Annotated in this window: 27 protein-coding genes; 13 read left to right on the forward strand and 14 right to left on the reverse strand. The window is 42.3% G+C overall.

Annotated elements, in window-relative coordinates; all coding sequences use genetic code 11:
• The first annotated feature begins 537 nt into the window (after positions 1-537).
• Positions 538-1,680: a PAS domain-containing sensor histidine kinase gene (locus PZB74_RS04895; protein WP_302241226.1), complete on the forward strand. Its 1,143-nt coding sequence runs from the start codon at positions 538-540 to the stop codon at positions 1,678-1,680.
• Between the two features lie 15 nt (positions 1,681-1,695).
• Here PZB74_RS04895 and PZB74_RS04900 read toward each other — a convergent pair whose 3' ends face one another.
• From PZB74_RS04900 to PZB74_RS04925, 6 genes are all read right to left on the reverse strand, one after another.
• A complete protein-coding gene (locus PZB74_RS04900) occupies positions 1,696-2,913 on the reverse strand; it encodes an NADH-quinone oxidoreductase subunit D (RefSeq protein ID WP_302241227.1) in 1,218 nt (405 codons plus the stop codon).
• Between the two features lie 5 nt (positions 2,914-2,918).
• Positions 2,919-3,419, reverse strand: a complete 501-nt coding sequence (locus PZB74_RS04905) for an NADH-quinone oxidoreductase subunit C (protein ID WP_302241228.1) — start codon at positions 3,417-3,419, stop codon at positions 2,919-2,921.
• Positions 3,416-3,967 carry an NADH-quinone oxidoreductase subunit NuoB gene (gene nuoB / locus PZB74_RS04910; protein ID WP_302241229.1) on the reverse strand — a complete coding sequence of 184 codons (552 nt, stop codon included), beginning with the start codon at positions 3,965-3,967 and terminating at the stop codon, positions 3,416-3,418. The genes PZB74_RS04905 and nuoB overlap by 4 nt, the downstream gene beginning before the upstream one ends.
• 57 nt (positions 3,968-4,024) lie before the next feature.
• The gene (locus PZB74_RS04915; RefSeq protein ID WP_302241230.1) at positions 4,025-4,504 is read right to left on the reverse strand and encodes an NADH-quinone oxidoreductase subunit A; all 480 of its coding nucleotides are present in this window, start codon (positions 4,502-4,504) and stop codon (positions 4,025-4,027) included.
• Positions 4,505-4,520: 16 nt separating this feature from the next.
• A complete protein-coding gene (locus tag PZB74_RS04920; protein ID WP_302241231.1) occupies positions 4,521-5,150 on the reverse strand; it encodes an LON peptidase substrate-binding domain-containing protein in 630 nt (209 codons plus the stop codon).
• A 257-nt stretch (positions 5,151-5,407) separates the two neighbouring features.
• A complete protein-coding gene (locus tag PZB74_RS04925; RefSeq protein ID WP_302241232.1) occupies positions 5,408-6,580 on the reverse strand; it encodes an aminotransferase class V-fold PLP-dependent enzyme in 1,173 nt (390 codons plus the stop codon).
• A 113-nt stretch (positions 6,581-6,693) separates the two neighbouring features.
• Between PZB74_RS04925 and PZB74_RS04930 the strand changes: the two genes are divergently transcribed.
• Together PZB74_RS04930 and PZB74_RS04935 are read left to right on the forward strand one after the other, a co-directional pair.
• Positions 6,694-7,827: an XdhC family protein gene (locus tag PZB74_RS04930; protein ID WP_302241233.1), complete on the forward strand. Its 1,134-nt coding sequence runs from the start codon at positions 6,694-6,696 to the stop codon at positions 7,825-7,827.
• Positions 7,814-8,425 (forward strand): nucleotidyltransferase family protein, encoded by a 612-nt coding sequence (locus tag PZB74_RS04935; RefSeq protein ID WP_302241234.1) that lies wholly within the window; start codon positions 7,814-7,816, stop codon positions 8,423-8,425. The genes PZB74_RS04930 and PZB74_RS04935 overlap by 14 nt, the downstream gene beginning before the upstream one ends.
• Here PZB74_RS04935 and PZB74_RS04940 read toward each other — a convergent pair whose 3' ends face one another.
• On the reverse strand, positions 8,426-10,804 hold the full coding sequence (locus PZB74_RS04940; protein WP_302241235.1) for an ABC transporter permease: 2,379 nt from the start codon (positions 10,802-10,804) through the stop codon (positions 8,426-8,428).
• Between the two features lie 361 nt (positions 10,805-11,165).
• On the opposite strand from PZB74_RS04940, the gene PZB74_RS04945 reads away from it, so the two are divergent.
• The 4 genes from PZB74_RS04945 (at position 11,166) to PZB74_RS04960 (ending at position 14,604) form a co-directional block, all read left to right on the forward strand.
• Complete coding sequence (locus PZB74_RS04945; protein WP_302241236.1) at positions 11,166-11,645, forward strand: (2Fe-2S)-binding protein; 480 nt, start codon at positions 11,166-11,168, stop codon at positions 11,643-11,645.
• A complete protein-coding gene (locus PZB74_RS04950; protein ID WP_302241238.1) occupies positions 11,638-13,779 on the forward strand; it encodes a molybdopterin cofactor-binding domain-containing protein in 2,142 nt (713 codons plus the stop codon). Before PZB74_RS04945 ends, PZB74_RS04950 begins: the two co-directional genes overlap by 8 nt.
• Before the next feature lie 58 nt (positions 13,780-13,837).
• Entirely contained in the window at positions 13,838-14,278 is a 441-nt protein-coding gene (locus PZB74_RS04955; RefSeq protein WP_302241239.1) for a c-type cytochrome, read from the forward strand.
• Positions 14,279-14,421: 143 nt separating this feature from the next.
• Positions 14,422-14,604 (forward strand): Sec-independent protein translocase subunit TatA/TatB, encoded by a 183-nt coding sequence (locus PZB74_RS04960; RefSeq protein ID WP_302241240.1) that lies wholly within the window; start codon positions 14,422-14,424, stop codon positions 14,602-14,604.
• Positions 14,605-14,647: 43 nt separating this feature from the next.
• On the opposite strand, the gene PZB74_RS04965 is transcribed toward PZB74_RS04960, so the two are convergent.
• From PZB74_RS04965 to PZB74_RS04985, 5 genes are all read right to left on the reverse strand, one after another.
• Complete coding sequence (locus tag PZB74_RS04965) at positions 14,648-14,851, reverse strand: heavy metal transport/detoxification protein (RefSeq protein ID WP_302241241.1); 204 nt, start codon at positions 14,849-14,851, stop codon at positions 14,648-14,650.
• A gap of 31 nt (positions 14,852-14,882) precedes the next feature.
• The gene (locus PZB74_RS04970; RefSeq protein ID WP_436837123.1) at positions 14,883-17,156 is read right to left on the reverse strand and encodes a heavy metal translocating P-type ATPase; all 2,274 of its coding nucleotides are present in this window, start codon (positions 17,154-17,156) and stop codon (positions 14,883-14,885) included.
• A gap of 90 nt (positions 17,157-17,246) precedes the next feature.
• Positions 17,247-17,831 carry an AraC family transcriptional regulator gene (locus tag PZB74_RS04975; RefSeq protein ID WP_302241242.1) on the reverse strand — a complete coding sequence of 195 codons (585 nt, stop codon included), beginning with the start codon at positions 17,829-17,831 and terminating at the stop codon, positions 17,247-17,249.
• A gap of 1 nt (position 17,832) precedes the next feature.
• Complete coding sequence (locus PZB74_RS04980; RefSeq protein ID WP_302241244.1) at positions 17,833-18,402, reverse strand: helix-turn-helix domain-containing protein; 570 nt, start codon at positions 18,400-18,402, stop codon at positions 17,833-17,835.
• A gap of 41 nt (positions 18,403-18,443) precedes the next feature.
• Complete coding sequence (locus tag PZB74_RS04985) at positions 18,444-19,364, reverse strand: sterol desaturase family protein (protein ID WP_302241245.1); 921 nt, start codon at positions 19,362-19,364, stop codon at positions 18,444-18,446.
• Positions 19,365-19,607: 243 nt separating this feature from the next.
• On the opposite strand from PZB74_RS04985, the gene PZB74_RS04990 reads away from it, so the two are divergent.
• The 6 genes from PZB74_RS04990 (at position 19,608) to PZB74_RS05015 (ending at position 22,878) form a co-directional block, all read left to right on the forward strand.
• A complete protein-coding gene (locus PZB74_RS04990) occupies positions 19,608-19,745 on the forward strand; it encodes a hypothetical protein (RefSeq protein ID WP_302241246.1) in 138 nt (45 codons plus the stop codon).
• Between the two features lie 11 nt (positions 19,746-19,756).
• On the forward strand, positions 19,757-20,041 hold the full coding sequence (locus tag PZB74_RS04995; protein ID WP_302241247.1) for a 2'-5' RNA ligase family protein: 285 nt from the start codon (positions 19,757-19,759) through the stop codon (positions 20,039-20,041).
• Between the two features lie 78 nt (positions 20,042-20,119).
• Positions 20,120-20,689, forward strand: coding sequence for an RNA polymerase sigma factor (locus PZB74_RS05000; RefSeq protein WP_302241248.1), 570 nt, complete (start codon positions 20,120-20,122; stop codon positions 20,687-20,689).
• A 5-nt stretch (positions 20,690-20,694) separates the two neighbouring features.
• The gene (locus tag PZB74_RS05005) at positions 20,695-21,129 is read left to right on the forward strand and encodes a hypothetical protein (RefSeq protein WP_302241249.1); all 435 of its coding nucleotides are present in this window, start codon (positions 20,695-20,697) and stop codon (positions 21,127-21,129) included.
• A gap of 40 nt (positions 21,130-21,169) precedes the next feature.
• Positions 21,170-21,571: a hypothetical protein gene (locus PZB74_RS05010; protein ID WP_302241250.1), complete on the forward strand. Its 402-nt coding sequence runs from the start codon at positions 21,170-21,172 to the stop codon at positions 21,569-21,571.
• Positions 21,572-21,738: 167 nt separating this feature from the next.
• A complete protein-coding gene (locus tag PZB74_RS05015; RefSeq protein ID WP_302241251.1) occupies positions 21,739-22,878 on the forward strand; it encodes a hypothetical protein in 1,140 nt (379 codons plus the stop codon).
• Between the two features lie 74 nt (positions 22,879-22,952).
• Here PZB74_RS05015 and PZB74_RS05020 read toward each other — a convergent pair whose 3' ends face one another.
• Positions 22,953-23,342 (reverse strand): hypothetical protein, encoded by a 390-nt coding sequence (locus PZB74_RS05020; RefSeq protein WP_302241252.1) that lies wholly within the window; start codon positions 23,340-23,342, stop codon positions 22,953-22,955.
• 103 nt (positions 23,343-23,445) lie between these two features.
• Positions 23,446-25,980 carry a M14 metallopeptidase family protein gene (locus tag PZB74_RS05025; RefSeq protein WP_302241253.1) on the reverse strand — a complete coding sequence of 845 codons (2,535 nt, stop codon included), beginning with the start codon at positions 25,978-25,980 and terminating at the stop codon, positions 23,446-23,448.
• Positions 25,981-26,074: the final 94 nt, after the last annotated feature.

The following is a 26,074-nucleotide window of genomic DNA, read 5'->3' on the forward strand; positions in this document are numbered from 1 at the left end:
TTCTGAAACATCGGTTTATTTACTTTTTAGCGATCGTATGTGACTTTCTTAAGAAGATTAACTAAGTAGATATAAGGATATATAAAAAGACGCTACATTTTTAAGGACTAAGCTTAAGTTTTACCTACGAACTTTAACTAGCTTACTGAAAAATTAATCTTGCCAGATAAGAATCACTTACTTAAGTAGTAAATATTATATCCCTTTAGTGTTTTCCCGTGGCTATTGTTACGAGATAAGTAATGAATAGAAATTTCTTGAAAAGAGGGATGTAATGTTCTGATCTAAAAATTTCCAGTAAATATGCCTTTAAAGCTAGATTTATAAATATTTACTTTTTCATTTTATTCATTTGATAGGCTTATTCATGTAATGTTTATCATTCCTACTCAAAAAAATGTCAAAAAACTGCTCTAATCCCTCAGGTACATTCTATTAATAGTAATATCAAATATTAGAATAATTATAATTATCTTTTTTTTTCGTAGCTTTAGTACATGAATTAAGTTTTTGAGGTTAATAAAACTAACAGTGACGATGTATAAGCAAAGCAATGAGGAGTTTCAGTTACAGGTAGGTGGCATAACGAAGCAGAGTTTTAGTCCCTGCGAATGTATAGGGAAGAGTGTTTCGGATATGGTTATTTCATTTGACCAAAACTTTATTGTCACATACATTAATGATAAAGCAAGTCAATTACTTAATTATAAGACAGAAGAAATTGTAGGTTTTCATATTACTGAGATATTTCCAAAGCAACAAACGGAGTTTCTTGAGGCTCTTCAGCAGGAAGTATTGGAAAATGGTCAGGTATATAATAGAAGATCATGTTTTTGTGTACGTGGTAAAAAACAATTACCTGTATCACTTTCACTATCCTGTATGCCTATTAAAGATTTTCCTGGTTTTATAATGATTGCTAAGGATGATCGACAGTTAGCCAAGGCTACGGAAGAGCTTAAAAAGAAAAATACGGAATTAGAAACTCTCATTTATCGTATCTCTCACGACTTAAAGGGGCCCCTGGCTTCAATGAATGGGCTTTTTCAGTTAATGGAATTAGAATCTGACAACCCAGAAGCCAGTCAGAACTATATGCAGCTGATCAAAAAAAGTGCGCAGAGACTGGAAGAAAAACTGATGGGCTTGCTTGAATTGGGCTTATCAAAAAAAGATACCATTGAGTACAAGCCTATCATGGTTAGAGAAAAGCTACAGGATATTATCCATGACTTACAGTCTTACCCCGGAAAAGATAAAGTGCTTATCCACCTTACTGCTTCAGAAAACTTTTCTTTTTATACAGAAGAAAAGCTATTTCAATCTATTATGCAGAACCTGATTGAAAACAGTATCAAATATCGTAAGCCTAATATTGCAGATGCAGTAACTAAAGTTTCAGTACGAAGATACCGTGAAGGAATAAAGGTTAAGGTAAAAGATAATGGGCTAGGTATGGATAAAGATTTACAGAAGCGTGCATTTGATATGTTTTACAGAGGGCACAACCATACCGAAGGTTCTGGCTTAGGGATGTTTATTGTTAAAACTCACGTAGAAAAACTAGGTGGAGAAATAAGAGTAAAGAGCACACCACAAATGGGTACTGAGGTTTGGGTATACTTACCGGATCCTAAAATTCAGAATGAAAACTATGGCAAGCTCGTCGTGACCGTCTAACATAAAAATACTGCACTACCTATCCACCTCACCCAGCACTATATCTATAGACCCCAAAATAGCAATTAGGTCAGCAATCATACAGCCTTTGGCCATTGCTCCTATTATAGAAAGGTTTACAAAACAACTACTTCTTGCCTTGCACCGAAAAGGGACATCACTTTTACCATCAGCACGAAAGTAGAAACCAAGCTCACCCCTGGGGTTTTCTGCCCTCACATATAAATCCTGTTTTTTAGGACGTATTTTTTTAGGTACTAAAGCTCTGGGGTCAAATTCTTTGGTCCGAGCTAAATCGCTTTGTAGTCTATCCAGACACTGCTCAATAATCTTTAATGACTCATAGCACTCTCTTACTCGCACATGAGTTCTATCCCAACAGTCACCTATAGTGCCCATCAGGCCTTCTCCCACAGGCACATCAAACTCCAACTCCGGATAAACAGAATACGCATCTACTTTCCGCAGGTCTAATTTAAGACCTGAACCTCGTAACATTGGACCAGAGATACCTGCATTAATAGCAAGGTCTAAGGGTAATACACCTACATTGGCCGTTCGCTCCACAAATATTTTGTTCTCCATCACCAGCTTCTCGAGCTCTGCGAGTTTTGGTTTAAGATAACGGACAAACTCTGAACAACGTTTCTCAAAGCCTACCGGCAAGTCATAGAATAAACCACCGACCCATATGTAATTATACAACATACGAGCCCCACAAGTCCACTCCAGCAAACGCATAATATGCTCTCTGTCCCGCATCAGCCATAAGAAAGGAGTATAAGCTCCAATATCCATCGCATAAGTACCAATAGCTACAAAATGTGAAGCTAGTCGGTTGAGCTCAGCTACCAGCACTCTTATAAATTCTACCCGCGGTGGAACCTGGTCTTTGATGCCTAGCATCTGCTCTACTCCCATAGCAAAGGCATGTTCGGAGTTCATAGAGGCCAGATAGTCCATGCGGTCTACAAAAGGAATAATCTGATTGTAAGGCAGATTTTCAGCATGTTTTTCAAAGCAGCGGTGCAAATAACCTAAATGAGGCACTACATCTACTATTATTTCTCCATCTGTAATTACCTCAAGACGTAATACGCCGTGGGTTGAGGGGTGCTGAGGCCCTACGTTCACTATCATCTCCTCTACCTTTAAATCCTCAGGACTGAACTTGTTAGGAGCAGATCTTCTTAAATGTGCTTCATCAAACTGATATTGTATCGGATTAGCCATGCTGCTTAATAAATTACCTTAATTCCGTGATAGTAATCCTGCTCTTTGTAATCTTTTTGAAGGGGGTGCCCTTCCCAGTCGGCAGGGAGAAGTATTCTTCTAGGATCAGGATGACCGCTAAAGTGAATACCTACCAAATCGTACGCCTCGCGCTCATGCCAGTCAGCAGTCCGCCAGATATGGCTTACAGTAGGCACCTCAAAAAGCTCAGTATCTTCTGCCGTACGAGGAAAAACTATATTTAATGCCAGTTGAAAATTATAGGGAATAGAATACAGATGATACACCACTTCCATTTTTGCCTGCTCAGGCCCGTGGTCTAAGCCCGTCAGGCAGGCCAGATAGTCAAAATAGCAGTGTTCGTTGGTGTGTAGTTCCATACATACCTCTGCTATTCTACTAGCAGCGACAGTAAGCATAGGAGGAGTAGATTCTACTTCGCTTTCTAATAGAATGTCTTCTCCAAACTTATTGATAAGTATCTCTTTAATTTCATCCAGGCTCATACAGTCTGTTTTTCCGGGCAGGTTGATTGTTCTTTGTCTTCCATCAGTTTTTCTAAAGCAGTAGGGGCCATCAGAGTTTCTTTACGAATTTTCTCTTGCAGCTTGAGTATTCCCCCTATCAAGGCTTCGGGACGCGGAGGGCAGCCTGGCACATAAACATCTACCGGAATAATACGGTCTACACCTTTCACTACATGATAGCCATGTTGCCAGTAAGGCCCACCACAATTGGAGCAGGACCCCATAGAGATGACATAGCGCGGCTCCGACATTTGCTCGTATAATCGGCGCACCCGGTCTGCCATTTTAAATGTAACTGTACCGGATACAATCATTACATCGGACTGTCTTGGTGAAGGACGAGGAATAACGCCAAATCTATCAAGATCATAACCCGAAGCGTAGGTAGACATCATCTCTATGGCGCAGCAAGCCAAACCAAAGCCCATAGGCCATAGTGAAGATAGCCTTGCCCAATTTACCATATCATCTATTTTGGTAACAATAACGCCTCCTTTTCCAAACTGCTGATCTAGTAGACCTCCCATTTTATCTTTTTCGGATTATAATAATCTTGATTTTAAATTGATACGAGCGAGCCAGTATTAATACTTGTCTGAAACCCTATCGTAAAGTTCTTTAGGTATATGTGAGTTGTATTCGGGCTTGTTAACCTGTGGTTTTATCCAGTCCAGAAATCCTTTAGCCCAGGCATACGCTAAGCCCAAAGAAAGTATTCCGATAAAGATCAGCATCTCTACTAAAGAAAACCAGCCCCAAAGCCCATGCGTGCCTTCAATCAGGGTCTTTTGTCCAAAAACGGTTGCCCACGGAAATAAGAACACAATTTCTACATCAAAGAGGATAAAGATAAGAGCCACAATGTAGAAGCGAAAATTAAACTGACCCCAGGCAGAACCGCTAGGATCTTCACCACATTCATAGGTAGTATTCTTTTCTGCATTTGGCCGGTCAGGGCGTATCATCTTTGCCGTTAATAACGCAATGCTCACAAAAATGCCACTACCCACGATAAAAAGTAGTATAACGCTAAATGCTGAGAGCTGAGTATCTTGGCTTATCATATGGGCACTCTGAAATTTAAAAATCTAAAGGGTCAAAATGCTTAAAATGGCCATTCATCCGTATTCGCTCTTTGGTTCGCTCCATTTCCTGCAACACAGGAATAGTTTTTTTCAGGTGTTGGACTAAAAAAAGCTGACGATCGTATTCTCTTTCTATCTTAAGAAGCTGATACTCCTGCTCCAGCGAGAGACCGACTTTATGGCCGATCTCAAAGGTAGTAATATCTGCATCTACTTCCACTCTTTTCACGATATTCATCAGCTCATATAGCTTAGTAATCAGTTTTATCATCTCTCTCCGCAACTCCTCAGTACCATCCATTTTATCTTTCAGATAAAATACATCGCCGCCGGCATATAGCTTCCCGCCTACCGGATTCATATACGACATTACCTTAAAAGCCCGGCTTGCTTTGGTCGTAATATCCATACGTCCATCTTCATACTCTTTAACTATTTTTTTGACATACACCTCCGTACCATATTCAATTTTTTTGTTGATATATGCTGGTATGCCAAAAGCATGGTCTTTTTCTATACAGTCGCGAATAAGCTGTTTGTAGCGTTCTTCAAAGATGTGCAGGTTTACATCTTCGCCCGGAAAGGCGACCAGGTTGAGAGGAAACAAGGGTAAATAATGATCCATAGACTTTCCCTGATTGCTTAAATAAATTAGACGTCTTTATTCTACTCTAACACAACATGCCCAAGGTGCCATCGTTAACCATTTGCAATACGTAAGAAAATGACTGTTTTGCTATTTAAATAAATATTCTAAGATGAATCTTTATTTTGATCAGGCACAGTTATTGTGAATTGTACAATAGCGCAAGGATTTTTCTTAGCGTTTGTTTAAGGTTGATAGTTGACCCCGAACGTTTGGTCGCGTTCGGGGTTCTCTTTTTATACCATTGCGGAAAAACATTGTAACAGCTTATCTATATCTCTCTCGTCATTGTACAGATGAGGAGAGACACGCACTGAATTACCCCTGATAGAAACTGAAATGTGGCTGTTCTTTAGTTCTTCCTGTAATCTTTGTATAGATACCTTTTCTGGTAGTCTTACACCAAACAAATGATGCCCCCTAAATGTTGGAGCTTCTATCATAAATCCTAGCTGTGCTAATGTCTCAATATTTCTATTGCTTATTTGCTCGCAATAATTCTGGATGTTTTGCACCCCCCAACGATTAATTTCTTTGATAGCCTGAAGTATCATGGGTACAAGTATAAAATTACTTCTTTCTCCTACTTCGTATCTTAAAGCTCCCTCCTGATATTCATTCTGATAATTGACCAAGCTGGCAAAATCATCACTATTTTCCCGGCTGATCCACCCTTCCTCCAGGGGCTCACCATCATCAAAGGCCTCTCCAAAATAGCTCAGGGCTATAGAGTACGGGCCTAACAGCCATTTGTAGCCGGCACATACTAAAGCATCTGCCTGAACCTCCTGCATATCAAAGGGTAAGGCGCCAACCGACTGCGTTCCGTCAATAACCAATAGCGCTCCTACATCGTGTGTTCTTTTCCGAAGGGCTGGCAGGTCAAACTTAGTACCATCAGACCAATGTACATGCGCCATAGCCAGCAGGCGGGTTCGCTTATCAATAGCTTCCAGCAGGCGCTCATTCCAGACTTTTCCTCTCTTTGCAGCTTGCATGGGAGCATCTACTACCTTAAGAGTGGCTTTATGCTGAACGCACAGCTTCTGCCAGGTATAGACATTACTGGGAAACTGCTCCCCTACCATTACAATATTATCTCCTTTCTCTATTTTCAGGTTTTTAGCTATACTAGCCATACCGTACGACACTGAAGGCTGTATTGCAATACGAGAAGGCTCAGTACTATTAATAAGCTGAGCATAAGCTTCTCTGAGTTGAGTGGCTAAATCAAAAAATTCATAATGACCTATCTGTTGAGGAGCCTGCTTTAGCTTAAGGCCGTTAATGCCTGCATCTTCTACACTTTTCAGCAATGGAGCCATATACGCACAATTGAGGTAAGTGCTATCAGGGGAAAGGCTGAATTTTTCTTTCTGACATGACAAAGGAGCTTTCTGTTGTGCCATAGTAATTGTGTATATTACTGTTTTACTTTGTCTAAGATAGAAAGCTCAACATATTTTTGAGTAAATTTTAATATTTGAAAAACTAAAATCACTACGCATCAACCGGAAGCAGTATGAAGGAGCTTAGTAGAATTGTAGAAGCTTACCAACAGATTAAAGAGAGTGGCCAGCAGGCAGCCCTGGCTACCGTGGTTAAAGTACAGGGCTCTTCTTACCGGAGAGCTGGCGCACGTATGCTTATGAGCGATGACGGAAGGTGGACTGGAGCGATTAGTGGCGGCTGCCTGGAAGGAGATGCTTTACGCAAAGCCCGTCAGGCAATACTCAGGAATACACCTAGCGTAGTCACCTACGATACCATGACCGACGAAAACGCCAGCAGATTGGGCGTTGGCTTGGGCTGCAATGGTATTATTGATGTACTTATAGAACCATTAGGCTATTTGGAACAACAGCTTGATCTGATGCAGGTTTTTACACATTTTTTGGAAGACCGGGAAATAGCTGCTATTGCTACTGTTTTTAATGTGGAAGAATCTATGGCTAATATAATTGGTCAACGTTTCATCATAGATAGCCGGGGTAATACAATCACTAATATGGCTGACCCAATACTGGCCCAGGAAGTAAGGCAGGACTTAGAGAAGGTGATCCAAAATCCTAAAAATGGTATTCGTACCTACACATTAAGCCAGGGAAAAGTAGAACTAAGCATAGAAGTACTACAACCAAGTATTGAACTTGTCATTTTTGGTGGGGGCTACGATGCTACACCTGTAGTAAAATTGGGGACCGAACTCGGCTGGAAAGTCAGTGTTACGGATGACTGCGTTGCACATACTGGTAGGAAGCGTTTTCCTGGGGCCTGCCAGGTGCTACACGCAGCACGAGAAGATGTAGTAAAACAGCTCAACTTTACCCCCTACACCTATGCTGTTTTGATGTCGCATAATTTTGCCTATGACAAAGCCGTACTCCCTCAGCTTTTGGCTACTCAAGTTCAATACATCGGAATACTAGGCCCTAAAAAGAGATTTATTAAAATGATAAATGAGTTGGCTCAGGAGGGTGTCATGATAGGCGAAGCTGAGCAAAGGAGAGTGTATAGCCCGGTAGGACTAGACCTGGGCGCAGAAACACCTGAAGAGATAGCATTATCTATCGTTTCAGAAATACAGGCCATACACCGTAGCGCAAAAGCAGGTATGTTAAAAAATAAAAAGGGTTTTATTCATGAGCGCGCCTGAGCAAAATGCTATTATCATTTTGGCGGCAGGCAGCTCCAGCAGAATGGGCCAGCCTAAGCAACTTTTACCCTTTGAAGGAAAAACACTCTTACAAAGAGCGGCAGAAGAAGCTTTAAAAGCTAATACTGCAGAAGTTTGGGTGGTCCTGGGCTGTAATGCAGAAAAGATACGAGGCTCAGCAGAAAAGTTGCCGGTAAAGATTGTTATTAATTCTGACTGGGCATCAGGGATGGGGAGTTCCATCCGTACCGGCGTACATGCAGCGCTAAAAAGTAACGCATCATTAGAGGGCATATGTATAATGCTTACCGACCAGCCTTACGTTAACGCTAAGCATTTAGAAAAACTAATTCGCACGCACAGCAGTACCTATAAACCTCTTATAGCCTCGGAGTACAAGGGTATATTGGGTGTACCGGCATATTTTCATCACACTTATTTTTCTGCCCTTTTACAACTCAAAGCAGATCAGGGAGCAAGAAAATTAATTCTTAAAAACCAGCAAGATGTGACTGGCATAGCATTCCCTCAGGGAATTACGGATATTGATACCCCAGAAGATTATCACCTGCTAAAAAGACAACATAATTTCACCTGATTACTCCCCTCTCAAAGAATTTGCAGGGCTTACCAGCGCTGCTCTTAACGACTTATAGCTCACAGTAAGCGCTGCGATTAGTATTCCACTCAAAGCAGCCAGGGCAAACATCCACCATTCTAATTCTATGCTGTAAATAAAATTGTTGAGCCATTCGTTCATAAGATAATAGCCCAGCGGAAGAGCGATAAGAAAAGCAATGCTTACCAGTATAATAAATTCACGGGTAAACAGATAGACAATATGCTGAGTACTGCCTCCTAATACTTTCCTTATTCCCATCTCTTTCTCTTTTTGCACAGTCATGAAGCTAATTAGTCCATAGAGCCCCAGACAGCCAATAAATATGGCAATGCTGGCAAAGATGCTTAACAAACGCGAGGTATTTCTTTCCTGCTCGTACATAGTCGCCAGGTCATCGTCCAGAAACTTATAGGCAAAATATTGCTTGGGAAACAGGTCTTTCCATACCTCTTCCGTAGTCGCTATTGCCGCGCCAGCCTGTGTCATATCAATCTTGAGAGAAGCTTTTCTGAACATGTCTGAGTTATGAGTCAGCATTAGAGGCGGTATCATGTTTTGCAAAGAAAGTGAGTGAAAATCTCTTACTACACCTACTATAGTACCGCTCGTTCCATAATACTCTACCTCCTCTCCTAATGCCTTATCTGGCTCATCTATTCCGATGGTTTTAAGAAAGGCCTCATTAACTACAAGTTCGGTAGAGTCACTATCAATTAAGTTTCTTCCTGATAGTAACTGAAGATCGTAGAAGGGTAAGTAGCTGGGGTCTACAAATTTTATCTCAGAAGGCAGGTTATTTTCCAATGCGCTATGTCCAAAATATGTCCACGACTTATTGATAGTAGCAGCAGGCGTATTGAGAGAAAAGCTAACTTCATGAATTGCGCTATGCTCTTTAAGCCGCTGGCGAAACGACTCCAGTCTTTCGCTTCTGGTAAAAGGGATATCCAGGGTAAGAACAGCTTCTTTTACAAAACCCAAAGATTTGGTATTGAAGTAATGCATCTGGTTTAACACTACAATAGTGCAAATAATAAGCACCTGGGATAAGGCAAACTGAAATACAATCAGCGTTTTGCGTAAACCTAAGCCTCCACTTTTTTTATTAGTCAGGGTGTTTTTTAGCGTTGTTACCGGTCGGAAAGAAGAAAGCACAATAGACGGGTAAAAACCGGCTAGTATGCTTACAAACACTGCTGTTACCAGCAGGAAAACAAATGTAGGCAGATCTTGCACTAGCGCATAGTCTATGCTGATATTAAAAAGAGGGCTTAGGTAAGGGATAATGTTCACAGTAATCAGATAAGAAAGAAGCACTGCAAAAAGGGTAAGTAGCGCTGTTTCTCCCATAAACTGTTTTACTAACTGGGTGCGTGAGCTCCCTAGCGCTTTACGTACTCCTACCTCTTTAGAGCGCTTTACTGCCTGCGCTGTAGTAAGGTTTATAAAGTTAATACAGGCTGTAACCAATAAAAAAAGTCCTATTAATGCCAGGCTGTATACTACCTCTTTGGAAACTGAGCGCTCTGAAAAATTATCAACATTTTCACTAAAATGCATTTCGCTAATTGGCTGCAAGGCATGAGACATATAACTGGCAGCAATTTCCTTTCCCTGATACTTCTCTATCATAGCCGGAAACTGAGCATTTACACTTTCCGGATCAGTACCAGGCTTAAGCAAAACAAAGGTCTGATAGTAAGAATTACGGTTGGCATTATACTCTTTGTCATACTCATCGCTCTGCTCAAAAGTAGCATGAGAAATAATCATGCGCATACTCAGATCTGTATTGCGGGGCATGTTTTTAATCACTCCGCTTACCAATACTTCATGCTTATTGTTATAGATTATACGCTTGCCTATAGCATCACCTCCAAAGTACTTTTCTGCCAGTTGCTCATTAATAACTACCTGCCCAGGTTCACTTAAGGAAGACTCAGGACTACCAACAACCCAATCGTAGTCAAATATTTCAAAGAAAGTAGGAGTCGCAAATACGATCCCATCTTCTTTTGTTATATTGTCATTAATCTCAATCTGAGTTTCTTCTGGATTAACTTTAAAGGCAACTGCTATCTTTTCTATCTCAGAAAATTCATGGCTCATAACTTCTCGCAGGCCATGGGGCGTACCGGCATCTTCAAGTATTGCTTCTTTGGGAGAGCCTGACAATACCCGGTAGATTCTGTCAGCATTGGTATGGAACCTGTCAAAGCTAAGCTCAAACCTCACCACTAAAAAGATAATAAGCGCACTACTTATGCCCAAGGTAAGTCCGGCTATATTTAGCCAGGAAAAACTTTTCTGTCTGGATAAATTTCTAAGAGCAACAATCAGATAATTTTTCAGCATATCCTGTAAGTCTTTAACCAGTACTAACAAATTGGTATAGTAAAAAAGTATGCCACCTTGCAAATCAGCTTGTATTCTTAAATTTTAGCTGTACGTACATATGGATTGTACGTTTGCGCACATTCTTGTACGATACTGGACAAAGTATAATACTTTCAACCTATAGAATTGTAACCATGAATCATTTTCTTACGAATTGGGAGCAATCGCAGGGGCTCAAACACAAGCCCGTATTTAGATAAACTCTAAATAAGAGCAAATCTTCTATAAATCATAGATTAGCTAAAAGAGCAACGCAGCATTTTGGTAAATTAGAAGGCCTGTTACATACGTTTTTAACCTTTTTTTATACTACACAATCATGGCAGAATTTAAATTAAACATTAACAGTAAGGATTATACTGTTGATGTAGATCCGCAGATGCCGTTGCTTTGGGTAATTCGGGATGAGATTGGTCTTAAAGGCACCAAATTTGGTTGCGGAATTGCCCAGTGCGGAGCCTGTACCATACACCTGGATGGCAAAGCCACACGTACTTGTGTACTCCCAGTATCGGCAGCTACCGGTAAAAAAATAACTACAATAGAAGGTCTGTCCAACGACAACGAGCACCCTGTGCAAAAAGCATGGCTTAAACTTCAGGTGCCCCAGTGCGGATACTGCCAGTCGGGGCAGATTATGGCCGCCTCTGCCCTTCTGCAAAGCACTCCTCAGCCTAGCGAGGAAGATGTTAACCGTGCTATGCACAACATCTGCCGCTGCGGCACCTACCAAAGAATTAAACAAGCGATACAAGAAGCCTCTAAAGAAATGACTGCTCATGGACAAGCTAATGAATAGAAGAAATTTTTTAAAAGTATCCGGAGCCTCCGGCGCTGTTCTTACCCTTGGCTTTGCTATTCCTTCTGTAGGGCAGGAAGCCGAAGTATTCAAAGTAAATGCTGAAGGTGTTAGTGGTGCGCAGCTCAACCCCTTTGTAATAATTGATGAAGCGGGTAAGGTTACGATCATGAACCACAAACCAGAAATGGGTCAGGGAGTTTTTCAGTCCATGCCCATGCTGGTAGCCGAAGAGCTGGAAGTAGATATGGAAGAAGTACATGTTGTACAGGGCTTGGGCAATAAGAATTATGGAAGCCAGATTGTAGGAGGTAGCAATAGTGTAAGAGGACAATGGGAACCTTTGCGTAAAATGGGAGCGGCTGCCCGCGAAATGCTGCAAGAAGCCGCCGCCAAACGCTGGAAGACCAAAGTGAGTAAAACCTATGCTGAAAAGGGCAAGGTGTACCACAAAAAATCAGGCAAAAGCTTTACTTATGGCCAACTGATAGCCGATGCTGCAAAGCTGGAAGCCCCCAAAGACCCTCAGCTAAAGGAGCATAAAAATTTTAAAGTACTGGGCCAGCCGCTGGCGCGTAAAGATGCCCCCGCTAAAGTTGACGGAAGTGCGGTGTTCGGCATAGACCTAGAAATGCCTCGCTTGTTGTATGCAACTGTTGAGCGCCCTCCAACCATTCATGGTAAAGTACTAAGCTTTGATGATACTGCTGCAAAAGCAATTCCAGGGGTAAAACATGTCCTCAAAACGGAACGCCATGTTTTCGGCTATAAGCTGGAAGGCGTAGCCGTAGTTGCAGACTCATACTACACTGCTACCAAGGGTAGAAAGGCCCTTAAAATAGAATGGGACCTAAGTGGCTTTGAAGATATTGATTCGCGAAAGATACACGAAGAGCTGGTAGCGCTGAAGGCTGAAGATGGCCTGGCACATAAAAGTATAGGTGACTTTAAAGAGGGAATACAAAGTGCTGCTAAAACCATTGAGGCTGAGTACGAACTACCCTATCTGGCCCACAGCCCCATGGAACCTATGAACATGACCGCACACGTAAAAAAAGACGGTAGTTGCGAGGTGTGGGGGCCAACCCAATCGCCACAGTGGGCTATGCGAGACCTTGCTGGCTACCTGGATATACCCGAAGAAAAAATTAAAGTAAATGTCACATTTCTGGGAGGAGGGTTTGGCCGCCGTGCCTTCAACGACTTTGTCATAGAGGCAGCTTCTATTTCCAGGCAGATAAATGAGCCGGTTAAAGTTATCTGGACTCGTGAAGATGATACACAACAGGGACCTTTTCGTCCGGGAACATACCATCACCTACAGGCAGGTTTTGACGCAGAGGGCAATCCTACCTCCCTGCAACACAAAATGATTGGGCAGGCATTAAGCCATCAGTGGCCGGATGCTGACAAAAGTAAGCTGCCTGGTGGGGTCATGGAAGCTATTAATACTGGTTATGCTTTTCCTAACCTAATGACGCGCTACGTGCCTTATGAGTCACAAATACCAGTGTTGTGGTGGCGCTCTGTATATTCGTCTACTAATGCTTTCGCTCATGAGTGTTTTATAGATGAAGTTGCGCACGAAGCCGGACAAGACCCTCTACAGTTTAGAAAAACTATGCTGAAAGAGCACCCCCGTTTTGTAAAAGTACTGGAAATACTGGAAGAAAAAGGCTGGAACGAGGCTACGGAAGAAGGTAGCGGGAAAGGCGTAGCCCTTGCCGAGTGTTTCGGAAGTATTTGTGGGCAAATTGCTAAAGTTAAACGTGATGAAAGCGGAAAGCTTAAGCTAGAAAAAGTGATAGCTGTTATAGATTGCGGCATGACGGTGAACCCTGATACGATACGCGCTCAAACTGAAGGGAACATCGTTATGGGGCTTACGGCTGCTATCAAAAGCCCGATAGTATTTAGTAGAGGCAGAACCCGACAAACCAATTTCCACAACTATCAGATGCTTATGCTCAATGAGATGCCCGAGGTAGAGGTTCACATTGTACAGAATGAAGAGCAACCTGGTGGTGTTGGCGAACCTGGCTTACCCCCTCTGGCTCCGGCATTGGCCAATGCTATTTTCAACGAGTCGGGCAAGCGTATCAGAGAGTTACCTCTCCGCCTGGACAGAGTATAAATTGATGTTTTCAAAACTTTAATTGATTAATAATCCTTAGTAGACTTATCATTTAAATATGTTTCAATTATCACTGATACTAAGTGCAGTAGTTTATGCAAGCACTGTACTTTTTTCATTCAACCAAAAAGAAGAAGCGACAGCCTCTGTAGAGCCAGAGCTGGAAAAAAGCATTGAGCTAGGCCGCGAAATTTACTCCAGCTATTGTGTAACCTGCCATATGAGCGCAGGAGAAGGCATTCCTGGTGCATTCCCTCCTCTGGCAGAGTCTGATTACCTCATGGCAGATAAGGAACGTTCTATTCATATTGTAATGTATGGGCTGGAAGGCGAGATTGAAGTCAATGGTACAACTTATAACAACATAATGATGCCATTGGGACTGGATGACGAACAGATTACCCATGTCCTGAACTTTGTCCGTAATAGCTGGGGCAATAAAGGAGAAGTAGTAACTTTTGAAGAGGTAAAGGCAGTAAGAGAAGCAGGCAAAGAATAAGCAAGGCCTGGGAAAATGCTTAAAAGTGTAGCAATAGAAAGTTCTTACTCTTGCTACACTTTTTTTTTGCCTTATTGAGTTACTTTTAATCAAGCTCAGCGTCTAAGTGATGAGTACGAAACCTAACTAAATCATCAGAACCTATGACGCTTACTTTTTTGATGCTGGAGAATATTAGTGGTTGGGAGTTGTTTATCATTGTATTAGTGATTTACCTTTTTTTTGGTCCGCGCTCTCTACCCAAATTTTACCAAAGCCTGAAAAAAACGCTCTCCCAGTTTCAGGAGTCATGGAAAGAAGTACAGAGAGAGCTGCATAGAAAATGACAGAACTAAAAAAGCCACAACTTTAAAGTTGTGGCTCTCCTCTTTATATTCTCTCCAGCTGATAGCCAGCTTTCTGCACCACCTCCTCTACCTTTTCTTCCTGCTCTGTATCCACACTAAGGATACGATCTTTGGCGTTCAGGTCTACTTTCCAACGACCTTTTCCTACTACTGCATCCAGCCCGGGTTTTACCGCGGCTACGCAGGCTCCACATTTAATATTAGACTTATATTGTATGTTTTTCATATGCGCTTTAGTTATTAGTTTGTATAAACTCTTACAGTTTTGACCCTTTAAGTCTCAGGCTATTACTCACTACTGAGACTGAACTGAGTGCCATAGCAGCTCCTGCTATCATTGGGTCTAGCAAAAACCCAAAGAATGGGTACAAGACTCCCGCAGCTATCGGTATACCTATAACATTATAGATAAAAGCCCAAAACAAATTTTGTTTGATAGTTTGCACTGTCTTCCCAGATAGTTTTAGAGCTTTTGGGATTGCCTGTAGGTCAGATGTAATGAGCGTCATTTTAGCTACATCCATAGCAATATCAGTTCCTTTACCCATAGCTATACTCACATCTGCCTGCGCCAGTGCCTGCGAGTCGTTGATGCCATCACCTACCATAGCTACCACTTTTCCCTGCTTCTGAAGTTTGGCGACAAACTCAGCTTTATCTGAAGGTAATACTTCTGCCTGATAGCGTGATACTCCTACCTGACCCGCTACAGCAGCAGCAGTCTGCTCATTATCTCCTGTAAGCATATATACTTCTATACCTTGCTGCTGCAACCTGCTGATAGCCTCGGCAGAAGAAACCTTTACGGCATCAGCAATGGCCATAATCGCAAGCACTGTCTTAGAATTAGCAAAGTAAATGACAGTTTTTGCCTCCTGCTGCCAACTTTTAGCTCGTTTGCTCAATGCATTATCCAGGTCTACTTGTTGCTCTTTAATCAATTGAAAGTTACCTGCAAAGTAGGTTTGGTCATCGTACGTTGCCTGAACTCCTCTCCCACTCAGGTTTTCAAAAGCCTGCAATTCCAGTAAGGCAGCGCTTTGTTCTTCCAGCTTTTTGGCTACTGCAGCAGCTAGTGGATGCTCAGACTGTTTTTCAAGACTATATAGCAGGCTAACTAGTTTTTTTCGCTCACCCTCGTTAAGCGAGTCGTTCCATACGTCATCTGTAACTACCGGCTTCCCTTCGGTTATAGTTCCGGTCTTATCCAATACTATAGCATTAACCTTATGGCCAAGCTCCAAACTTTCAGCATCTTTTATCAGAATATTATTTTCTGCCCCCTTGCCTACACCTACCATAATTGCTGTGGGAGTTGCCAAACCCAGAGCGCAGGGGCAGGCGATTACCAGTACGCTTATAGAGGTCAGTAAAGCATGAGTAAATGCATTCTCACCACCCCACACCATCCATGAAGCAAAAGTAATCAGAGCGATGAGGATTACGGCAGGCACAAAAATACCCGCTATTTTATCAACCAACCTTTGCACCGGAGCCTTACTCCCTTGTGCCTCTTGCACCATTTTAATAATCTGCCCCAGCATAGTTTCAGCACCTACCTTTTGAGCCTTAAAGCGGAAGCTACCCTGCTGGTTAACAGTACCTGCATACACGGCTTCTCCCGCCTGCTTGTATACAGGCACCGGCTCACCACTGATCATACTTTCGTCTACATAAGAAGTACCGGAGATAAGTTGGCCGTCTACCGGAATTTTTTCTCCAGGCTTTACTATAATAACAGCTCCCGGCTTTACCTCTGACAGCGATATTTCTACCTCTTTTCCCTCAGCAAGTATGCGCACTGTTTTAGGCTGCAAACCAATCAGCTTTTTGATAGCGGAAGAAGTATTGGCTTTGGCTCGCTCTTCCAGAAGTTTGCCCAAAGAAATAAGTGTAACAATAACAGCGGCAGCCTCAAAATAGGTATGTGCCGGTAAACCGCGGCTATGCCAGAACTCAGGATAAAAAGTAGTAAACACACTAAAAACAAAGGCTATACCTGTACTTAGAGCTACTAGCGTATCCATATTGGCCTGGCGGTGACGAGCCTGCTTCCAGGCATTGACAAAGAAATTGCGCCCAAACCAGAAGAGTACCGGCGCTGTCAGTACCATCATAATCCAGTTACCCCAGGGCATGCCCATTAAAAACATCCCGATGATAAATACTGGCAAAGTGAGTAGCGCGGCATAAAGCGTACGCTTTTTCAGACCCTCATACTGAGCCTGCTGGGCTTCAGCCTGTTTTTCTTGCGCGTTCTCCGATTCAATGATCAAGTCATAGCCTACTGAACGTACTGCCTGCTGCAAAGCTTGATCCTCAGTACCAGGCGTAACTTCTACCCATGCACTTTGAGTAGCATAATTGACTCCTGCTTCTTTTACGCCGGGCGTAGTTTTTAGTGTAGATTCTACACTTACTGCACAGGAGGCACAGCTCATGCCACTTACCGGAAAGCTCTTCCGTACATAGCCAGTATCTGGTTGCGTATCCTGAGATTTTTCTATAGTTGATTTATCTTGTGCCATCATATCCATTGTTTATACTACAAAGAAACGGATATACAAGGCTGTATGCTTTATATAATTCCTGATAAGATTTACATCATTTTTGGAAAGTGATTAATTCCTGCCACCCTGCACTTTTTTCTTTCTGGCCTGCAACTGCCTGAAATGTGAGGGCGGAAGGCCAAGCTGCGATTTAAAGTGTGAAGAAAGGTGTTGGGTACTGCTGAATCCGGTACGAGCTGCGATTTCCATTAGTGTCATATTGGAATACACTAACAATTCTTTGACCTTATGCAACCTTTGCTGCTGAGCATACTGATCTAAGGTTAAGCCTGTGAGTGATGAAAAAAGTGCGCTCAAACTATCATAATGCATGTTCATCTCTTGGTTTAGAAATGTAGAAAGCCTGATTTCCTGATAAAAAGCCACCTCCTCCTGATAGTACTGACTTATCAAGTCTTGTGCCTGCTTAATCAGATTTTGTCGGCTATCTTCTAATAGGCCAAAGCCATGCTTTTCCAGCAATTGCCGTAGGGGGGTCAGAGAGTGTAGCTTATGGGTGCCAGAAAGCTTAACGCTACCTAATCGTATACTTTCCACTTTTAGGCCTGCCTCCTCAAAAGCACTCTCTAGTACGCGAATACAACGATCGCATACCATGCCTTTAATACGCAACTCCAGAGGATCATTTACAGGCATGCTATATCTGGTCTAAAGGTTTTCGTAAATCTTCCGCTACTTTTTTAAATGCTGAAGGAGTCATGCCATTTAACTGCTTAAACTGATTGGAAAAATGTGCAGCACTACTATAACCCAATACTTCAGCTATCTGGTTTAGGTTGAGCTCTCCATAAGCTAATAACTCTTTAGCTTTTTCTATACGTTGTGCCATCAGGTACTTTTCTATGGTGACTCCTTCTGTCTCCGAGAACAAGCTGCTTAGGTAGGCATAGTCTTTTTTTGTTTTTTCTTCCAGCAATACAGATAGTTTTTGGGGCAGCTCAAATTTTTCTGAATGGTGAACCAGTTGAATAATTTCTGATTTAACACTAGCTATCAAACGAGCCGCTTTGCTATCCAACAACTCAAAGCCTTCTGCATGAAGGTCTTTTTTTAGTGCCTCAGCAGTATTTTCATCCACCTGCTCCTCTAATTCTACCTCACCAAGACTGACCTGCTTTACTTTCAGCTTATGCTTATCCATTACTTGCTGTACAACTAAGATACAGCGAGGACATACCATATTTTTGATGTAGAGTTTATCCATCATTTACATAATAAACATCTATGAGCAAGGTAGGTTCACACTCGCTATTTGACCAGCTTACGCTTGTGAATATTAGCGTCCAAAGTTTTGTGCCGACGAAAAGGACCAAGCTGCTGCTCAACAAAACTATCCGGGAATTTTTCTACGTCTTCAAACCCAAGAGGAATGTCGCGTCCATCATGGGGTATGTAGTTGGTACGAAACATATAGTCCCAGATGCTGAGTGTAATGCCAAAGTTAACTCCGTGGCCATGCTCTTTTGGTAGCTCTTTGGCATGATGCCAGATGTGCATTTTGGGGTTGTTTAACAAATACCTGAAAGGCCCAAAATCAATGTTAAGATTGCTATGATTAAGGTGCCCAATAGCGAGCGAAAAGATATGTACCACAAAAAAGTCTGAAATACTAAAACCAATCATGGCCAGAGGTAGGTATTCTATAAAACGATACACTACAGTTTCCATAAAATGATAGCGCAAGTGCGCTGCAAACCCCATCTCCCGAACGGAGTGGTGTACCTTATGAAACTCCCACAGCCAGGGCACAGTATGCAGCAGGCGGTGTACGTTAAAGTGCACAAAATCCCTAAGAATAAATAGAGTTAGCAACTGCCCCCATACTGGCCAGGAGTTTACTTCAATAGCTACCAGATTACTTACTCCAAAGAGGGCCAGGAAGTCTTTAAAAAGCTGCACAAACACATCGGAGATAGCATTGTATCCAATTAAAGAAAAAATAAAGAAGCTGAAAAACATATAAAAGGCATCCTGCCAGAAGTCTTTTCGGAAAAGAGGCTGATTTTTTCTCCAGGGGACTATGACTTCCAGTACAAAAAAGAACAAAGATACTGCGATAAGCCACCAGAAATAATTGTTCCAGGCGGGATGAGTAATCTCATAAACCAAATAATTCCAGTATCCGCTAAATCCGTTCAGAAAAATATCAAAATACTTAGATGCCAACATAACTTATTCATTCAATGTGTTTTCTTAGACGTTTTTCAAATGATGAAAGTTTCATGTGTTACAATGCATGGCTAGCATACTGGAATTTACACAGAGACTAAACATGCGGCTTACTGAGCTGGTACTGTTATAGTACTTAAAGTGAACTCATGAAGAAGGCAGAAAACCCTACGGAAGCCCCCTCTCATTCTCACACTCACCTTAGATAAGGGTTCACAGAAATATTTTAACAGACTAAGAGCCGTGTGTTTTCCTGCGGAGCGTAATTACCTGGATGCTCACCTCACACTTTTTCATAAGCTACCAGATAGCGAAATAGATACTATGGAGCAACAGATAGCAGATATTAGTCAGGAGCAGCCCAATCTAGCCTGGAAGTAAAACAGCTCAGAATGATGGGGAGGGGCGTGGCATTTAGTCTGGAAAGCCCCCCTCTACTCAAGCTACACAACCGCCTGTCGCAGTTATGGAAACCCTGGCTTAGTCCTCAGGATCAGCAGATACTCTGGCCGCACATTACTATACAGAACAAAGTAGAAGCCGCAAAAGCTAAAGCCCTATACCAAAAGCTCGGCCATAACTTCAGCCCATTTATAGCAGAGGGTTTAGGTTTAAGTTTATGTCCTTATCAGCAGGGATCCTGGCAGTGGCTGAATGACTTTCCATTTACAGGGTAATTTTTTTTATGTTTGATTAAACCTTGTGTGGTATGCTGTATCTAAAAGACAGAACCAACACAGAAAGCCTTGCAGGTATTGGAAAAGAAAACAGCAAATTTAGAGGATGCAGAGCTACTAGCTGCTTTTGCACAGGCAGAAAGTCGTGAAAGAGCATTTGGGCAACTGGTAGAGAAATATCAGCAGAGGGTGTACTTCCTGGTGCGCAAGATGGTTATTGACCATGATGATGCAGATGATGTAGTGCAGGAGGTGTTTATCAAAGTCTGGAAGAGCTTAGGCCGTTTTGAAGGTGGCTCGCAGCTATTCACCTGGCTGTACCGTATTGCTACCAATGAGTGTCTGCGTTTTTTAGAAAAGAATAAGAAGAAAAGATTCTGGATATCAATGGGAGATGCCGGAAACGAACTGGCAAACAAACTGGAGACTTCTCCACACATAAGTGGAGATGAAGTACAGCTTCGTTTACAAAAATCTTTACTCAAACTTCCTGATAAACAAAGGTTGGTATTTAACCTGAAATATTTTGAAGACCTGAAGTATGATGAGATAGCAGAAATTACAGGCACTAGCATTGGTAGCCTGAAAGCCAGCTACCACCATGCGGTTAAAAAAATAGAAGAAGATATTAAAACACAATTATCCTGAAAGTCATGAAAGATACGGATAAACTGAAAAAAAATGTATTTGAAGCACCCGAAGGCTATTTTGAGGGACTACAGGGACGTATTGCGCGAAGAATTGCTGAAGATGAAAAGGAGGAAAGCCCCACAACTTTTAGCATAACTCGCTGGACCTACGCTGTCGCTGCCTCTGTACTTGTACTTTTGGTAGCGAGCTTGTTCCTCTTCAAACCAACGGAAGAAACCAACAATATGGCTTCTACTACAGACGTAGATCAACTTCTGGCCTCTGTATCCGACGAGGACATGCTCAGCTATCTGGAGTCTCATACTGAGACCGCTACTCTGGCTATGTCCCTCACAGAGGCAGAACAACAGGAATTACTTTTAAATGAATTAGATAATTACAATATACCCTTAGAAGATTATGAATACGAAATTGAATTTGTGGAAGAGTACCTCTAGGCTTTTAGTGCTTATGCTATGCCTGTTAGGCTTTAGTCAAATGGCATTTGCACAGCGCCCGGGAGATCGCCAAAAGCTGGAAAGCGCTAAAATTGCCCATATAACAGAAAAGCTTTCGCTTACACCGGAAGTAGCCCAGCAGTTTTGGCCGGTATACAACCAGATCAAAGAAAAGGAGCGCGAACTCAGAAAGCAGGAGATGGAGATGCGTCGCAATGAAGCTAACAATACTATGACTGACGCAGAGGCCGAACAGGCACTCGCCAAATTCTTTGAACTAAAAGAGCAACAGCTCGCACTTGAAAAAGACGCAGCCGAACAGTACCAGGATGTACTCTCACCCAAGCAGGTAGTTCAGCTTTTTAAAGCCGAAGCGGAGTTTCATAGAATGGTATTACAAAAGTTTAGTGAACGCAGAAAAGGCGGACGCCCGCCGCAATAGTAAAGTAGTTTTCTTTTCAAACCGGATAAGCCACGTGCACAGTAGCATGTGGCTTTTTTATTGCATTATTGTGCCCGATTTGTTACATCTGAGGAAGGCTTTTGCAAAAAAGGAATTTTTATCGACTAATTGCTCTTTACTTAGCGTTGTCATAAAAATGATCGCTTATGAAAAGAATATATTTAGCATTCGTTTTCTGTATTGTCTCTTTGCTGACTGCTGTAGCTCAGGAGGAGGACATGGTGTTTCCGGCGGGCCTGCGCTTTCTGGATTACAACAACAAACTCCCTGATAATCTGCTACATACCAAATCCGTGGTATTTGTAGATGTACCTGTAAAATCCGGAACCTCTTTGCGAGGTGACTGGAAGGCACTTGCCAAAGCAGGTCATCAGGTCTTTAAAGAGGCAGGTATAGATGCTGTAGCTTACTATAACCTTGGCGATGTAGAAGCTGGACGTGATGCTTCTATTAAACTTGCTGAAGAACTTAAAGGACGGCAGATAGAAAACATCATACTGCTAAGTCAGGTCCCTCTTAAAATTGCTGGTAAGCATACCGAGCGCTTTGCAATACTAATTACAGAGTTTAACGAAGAAAACTCTTTTATCTCTCATGGACAAACGGCCTACAAAGAGGTAGCTAAAGACACAGAAAAGCTGTTCAAGCAGTTTGACAAAGATATTCGTAAAAGTGGAATGAGCTCTCAGAACCACCTGATTGCTGATCAGCCTGAGTTTTTTACCGGAGCCGGTAATATTATCAAAGGCAGAAGAGCGCAGGGCTTTGCTCAAGATCTTAAACTAGACAAGCTAGCTGTTCCTCAATTTGAAGAGGCGACTATTCCGCAAAATCGTCCGGGTGGCAATGCTAACAAGAACCTGGAAAAAGAAATTGAGAAAAATAACAAGCTGGTAAAGCGCAACAATCTCACGCTAAAAGAAATTTTAAACGATTATCCTTACGAGTTTAGTTTGGTTGACCCAAGCAAAGCAGAAGACCAGATACGCCAGGAAGGATACCAGTTCATTCTGATGCGCTTACATACTACTGGTGAAAATATTAAGGAGATGCTGGGCTATGAGCTTAATCCTGCAGAAACAGATTATGTAACAATGCAGCAAAATGGAGGCAATATTAAAATGCGTCATATTCCTGCTAAAGCACCAGTATATAAATATTATATCAAGCATATTTATACTGGAGATGTATATTTAGGCAACCCCTGGGATGCTGATGAAACCTGGGAAGAGGCATTGGCCAACTATATCCATAATATGAAAAAAGATCTGAATATTGGTAAATAATACTGAGGTTGAGATAAAGAAAAGGGGCTGCAACTTATCGTTACAGTCCCTTTTTTGTGCTTTTACTACAAAAATTATTCGGTAGTAAATGTTAAGGTGACCATTTTGCTCAACTGATCTCCCACAGCTACTAATGCATACAGTGTATACTCTGTTTTGGGAGCAAGCCCTGGCATGGAGTATTTCCGAAAGTCGCTACCATTTACATCATAGCTGGTGGCATAAGGGCTGGCTTTAAGCTCTTCCGCTGTCAGGCTTGCCTTATCACTGGTTTGCGTAATATAGTAGAAACGCCCATTAAGAGCATCTTCTTCAAAGTTGACCGCAAAACTTAGTTGGTTGGCAGTAACACCTCTAAGCTCAACACCAGGAGCGCCTATGCCTCCTTCCGCCACATCCTCCTCTTCACAGGACATACACAAAAACGAAAATAATACGATACAATAAGCTAAAGCTCTTTTCATAACAGTAAAAGGTTAATATTCAACATAATTTTACTGCTATAATCTGTAGCGTACTTGTCTTTGCGGCATCTAATATCACATAGGTCGGATTATGTGCATTATATTAATTTTGCCCTACCAAAAAGAGCGCATTGCCAAACATTAGTTTGCCATTATACCAAAAGGCTCTGAATAGTGGGTTGTCTACCATATACACAAGTTCTCCTCTACCCTTTTCTTCAACCCCAAATACCAATGATTCGGGTAGCTTGCTGAGTATCTTCTGACCAGCAAAACCACTTACTAGTTCATCTTTACTTCTTAATACGCCTACATTCCAGCCATTTTGCAGATAGCCAAAACGTTTGTTACCTCTTTTCAGGGTATAATAATACTCAGGGTAACCCAAACCTAGAGGGTGGGTATTGTCTAGCTGTAGCTTAAATATGCCACCAGAAATATAATTACTAATGCCTCTGCGCTCACGAGAACCGTATGAAGCAAGCTTTTCACTTTCTTTTGCTGCTTCTGCCTCTCCTTCCATTCGCTGTTTTTCTTCTTCGCTATTGTACTCCGACAGTTCGTAAGTGTCAGAATCTCTGAAGTAGCTCAGTGCATTCTCCAAAGCAATTACTCTACCTCCCGCACGTACCCAGCCCTCTAGGTCAAGGGACGAGAGCGTTTCATTGTAGTTACCGCTAGGGAGAATGAGTGTGTTATACTCCTTAAGGTCTATATCTTTAATGTCTTTAGTATCTACAATGGTTAAGGGGTATTCTATATCCTGCTCAAAGTAGTACCAGACTTCACCAAAGGCGAGCGAAGAAGTACCTTCTCCTCCAATAAGTAACACTTTAGGTGGCTCTATATAATGTACCTCTCCTGACCCCAGGTCGTTGCCTGTACTTACAAGCCCAGTCCTAACAACAGAAATTTTCTGTTCCTGCGCATTGGCTATATCAATTACAGTCTGATCAAATTTTTTACCCATAGCCTCATTATTGGCTCTCGTCAAAATAATTGAGCCAGCAGGATACTTTGTACCTTCTACTGTAAAGTCATTGCCAGCGTACCTGGCTTTAATGCCCGCCTGAATCACTTTAGACAAAAATCTGACATCTTCCACACTGTTCCAGGGGGCAATATAGGCGTAAGCGTTTTCCTGAACCTGTTGCGCCTCAAAAGAGGGCTGCTCCGGGGCTTGCCCATCACTAAGCCGAGAGGTAAGCGCATAGGCTTCCAGATCGTAGGCATAAGGGATAGACCAGGCAGTTATATCATAAGTAATAGAGTCTGAAAGTTCTGCTTCTGGCTCAAACAAAACCTGCAAAAGGACAGACTTGGGCTGATAGGCAGAGAGTATCATATCACCTTCCTCCAGGCGAAAGCTCTGGCTAGCTGTTGTACGATAGCTATAGCCTGAATAATTACGACTGCTGTTACTGATAGTGTATTCTATCTCGTGCGTGTTAAGCAGGTGCTGTAACTTGTTCCACTTATCTGGGTTATCCGTTTTTTTGATGATAAAAGACTTGTACTGCCCAGTAGGGTTACTTTCTGCCTTCTCAAAAAAAGCAGCAAATTCTTCCACTACACGGGCAGCATTCTTGGCGCTTACCTCAATGGTAGAAAGGCTGGTAGTCACGTGGTGGTCAATACGATCTTTAAGCGTTAGCGTATCTCCTTCTTCAGTAATTACTGCCAGGCCAGCACGGCCAGAGCCCCCCTGCTCATAGGTCATACCAATGGCTCCATTATATGTAGGGTAGGTATCTCCATAGCTGGGGTACAGTAGGTCAAAGCGTTCACGAGTAAAGTATAACCAACCCTCTTCGTCAAAATAGCGAGCGTTATTTTTACCAATCTGGGTCTGAAAATCTCTCTGCCAGTCGGTAATTAGTTGGTGAAAAGGCTCCGCCGCCGGAGCGAAATAATAAGGACTATTTACACCCTGCTCATGAAAGTCAGCGTGTACATGGGGTAGCCACTGATTGTAGATATTCAATCGCAGGCGGCTCTCTTTCTGAGTGAGCCATGCCCAGTCGCGGTTAAGGTCAAAAAGATAGTGGTTGGCTCTGCCACCCGGCCAGGGTTCATGATGCTCCCAGGCGTCTGGCGAAGGATTATGAGGATAGGCTACCTTCTGCTGATACCAATTTACGTAGCGCTCTCTTCCATCTGGGTTAATGCACGGGTCAATCATGACTACCGTATTTTTTAGCCACTCCTGCGCTTGCGCATTGTTTTTATTAGCCAAATTGTAGAGCACCTGCATGGAAGCTTCTGTAGAAACCGACTCATTGCCGTGCACATTGTAGCTCAGCCAAACCAATGCAATATCTTCAAATTCACTATCTGCCGCTTCGGCTAAGCCTGCCCTACTGAGATTAGCTTTACGGATGTTTTCTAGCTTGTCAAAATTGTCTGGTGAACTGATGAAGGCTACAACCAGAGGCCGGTACTCATTCGTTTCTCCGTATTGGGTAAGTGATATATTGGGTACTTCTTCGGCTATTGTCTCAAAGTAGTCAATAACCCGATGGTGTGGCGTAAAGCGCTCGCCCAGTTCGTAGCCCAAAAACTCCGCTGGGCTGGGGATTTGAGCAAAGAGTGAGGTACTTATCAACAATGTTGATAACAATGTGTATACATTTTTCATAGGCATAGGAAGTGTGTAAAACCCTTAATCTTTGTTTAGATAATAACAAACCTAAAAATTAGTAAAAAGCTGTAGCAGTACAAGACAGAAAACT

Source organism: Porifericola rhodea (assembly GCF_030506305.1).
Lineage (GTDB): Bacteria > Bacteroidota > Bacteroidia > Cytophagales > Cyclobacteriaceae > Catalinimonas > Catalinimonas rhodea.

Coding starts and splice junctions, on each gene's coding strand:
- PZB74_RS05025 (WP_302241253.1), bottom strand. CDS start 25,980: ATGAAAAATGTATACACATTGTTATCAACATTGTTGATAAGTACCTCA.
- PZB74_RS04925 (WP_302241232.1), bottom strand. CDS start 6,580: ATGGCACAACAGAAAGCTCCTTTGTCATGTCAGAAAGAAAAATTCAGC.
- PZB74_RS05015 (WP_302241251.1), top strand. CDS start 21,739: ATGAAAAGAATATATTTAGCATTCGTTTTCTGTATTGTCTCTTTGCTG.
- PZB74_RS04940 (WP_302241235.1), bottom strand. CDS start 10,804: ATGCTGAAAAATTATCTGATTGTTGCTCTTAGAAATTTATCCAGACAG.
- PZB74_RS04905 (WP_302241228.1), bottom strand. CDS start 3,419: ATGAGCCTGGATGAAATTAAAGAGATACTTATCAATAAGTTTGGAGAA.
- PZB74_RS05020 (WP_302241252.1), bottom strand. CDS start 23,342: ATGAAAAGAGCTTTAGCTTATTGTATCGTATTATTTTCGTTTTTGTGT.
- PZB74_RS04965 (WP_302241241.1), bottom strand. CDS start 14,851: ATGAAAAACATACAATATAAGTCTAATATTAAATGTGGAGCCTGCGTA.
- PZB74_RS04995 (WP_302241247.1), top strand. CDS start 19,757: ATGATGGGGAGGGGCGTGGCATTTAGTCTGGAAAGCCCCCCTCTACTC.
- nuoB (WP_302241229.1), bottom strand. CDS start 3,967: ATGGGAGGTCTACTAGATCAGCAGTTTGGAAAAGGAGGCGTTATTGTT.
- PZB74_RS04980 (WP_302241244.1), bottom strand. CDS start 18,402: ATGATGGATAAACTCTACATCAAAAATATGGTATGTCCTCGCTGTATC.
- PZB74_RS04935 (WP_302241234.1), top strand. CDS start 7,814: ATGAGCGCGCCTGAGCAAAATGCTATTATCATTTTGGCGGCAGGCAGC.
- PZB74_RS04950 (WP_302241238.1), top strand. CDS start 11,638: ATGAATAGAAGAAATTTTTTAAAAGTATCCGGAGCCTCCGGCGCTGTT.
- PZB74_RS04985 (WP_302241245.1), bottom strand. CDS start 19,364: ATGTTGGCATCTAAGTATTTTGATATTTTTCTGAACGGATTTAGCGGA.
- PZB74_RS04920 (WP_302241231.1), bottom strand. CDS start 5,150: ATGGATCATTATTTACCCTTGTTTCCTCTCAACCTGGTCGCCTTTCCG.
- PZB74_RS04900 (WP_302241227.1), bottom strand. CDS start 2,913: ATGGCTAATCCGATACAATATCAGTTTGATGAAGCACATTTAAGAAGA.
- PZB74_RS04945 (WP_302241236.1), top strand. CDS start 11,166: ATGGCAGAATTTAAATTAAACATTAACAGTAAGGATTATACTGTTGAT.
- PZB74_RS05005 (WP_302241249.1), top strand. CDS start 20,695: ATGAAAGATACGGATAAACTGAAAAAAAATGTATTTGAAGCACCCGAA.
- PZB74_RS05010 (WP_302241250.1), top strand. CDS start 21,170: ATGGCATTTGCACAGCGCCCGGGAGATCGCCAAAAGCTGGAAAGCGCT.
- PZB74_RS04895 (WP_302241226.1), top strand. CDS start 538: ATGTATAAGCAAAGCAATGAGGAGTTTCAGTTACAGGTAGGTGGCATA.
- PZB74_RS04915 (WP_302241230.1), bottom strand. CDS start 4,504: ATGATAAGCCAAGATACTCAGCTCTCAGCATTTAGCGTTATACTACTT.
- PZB74_RS04930 (WP_302241233.1), top strand. CDS start 6,694: ATGAAGGAGCTTAGTAGAATTGTAGAAGCTTACCAACAGATTAAAGAG.
- PZB74_RS04955 (WP_302241239.1), top strand. CDS start 13,838: ATGTTTCAATTATCACTGATACTAAGTGCAGTAGTTTATGCAAGCACT.
- PZB74_RS04970 (WP_436837123.1), bottom strand. CDS start 17,156: ATGATGGCACAAGATAAATCAACTATAGAAAAATCTCAGGATACGCAA.
- PZB74_RS04975 (WP_302241242.1), bottom strand. CDS start 17,831: ATGCCTGTAAATGATCCTCTGGAGTTGCGTATTAAAGGCATGGTATGC.
- PZB74_RS04960 (WP_302241240.1), top strand. CDS start 14,422: ATGACGCTTACTTTTTTGATGCTGGAGAATATTAGTGGTTGGGAGTTG.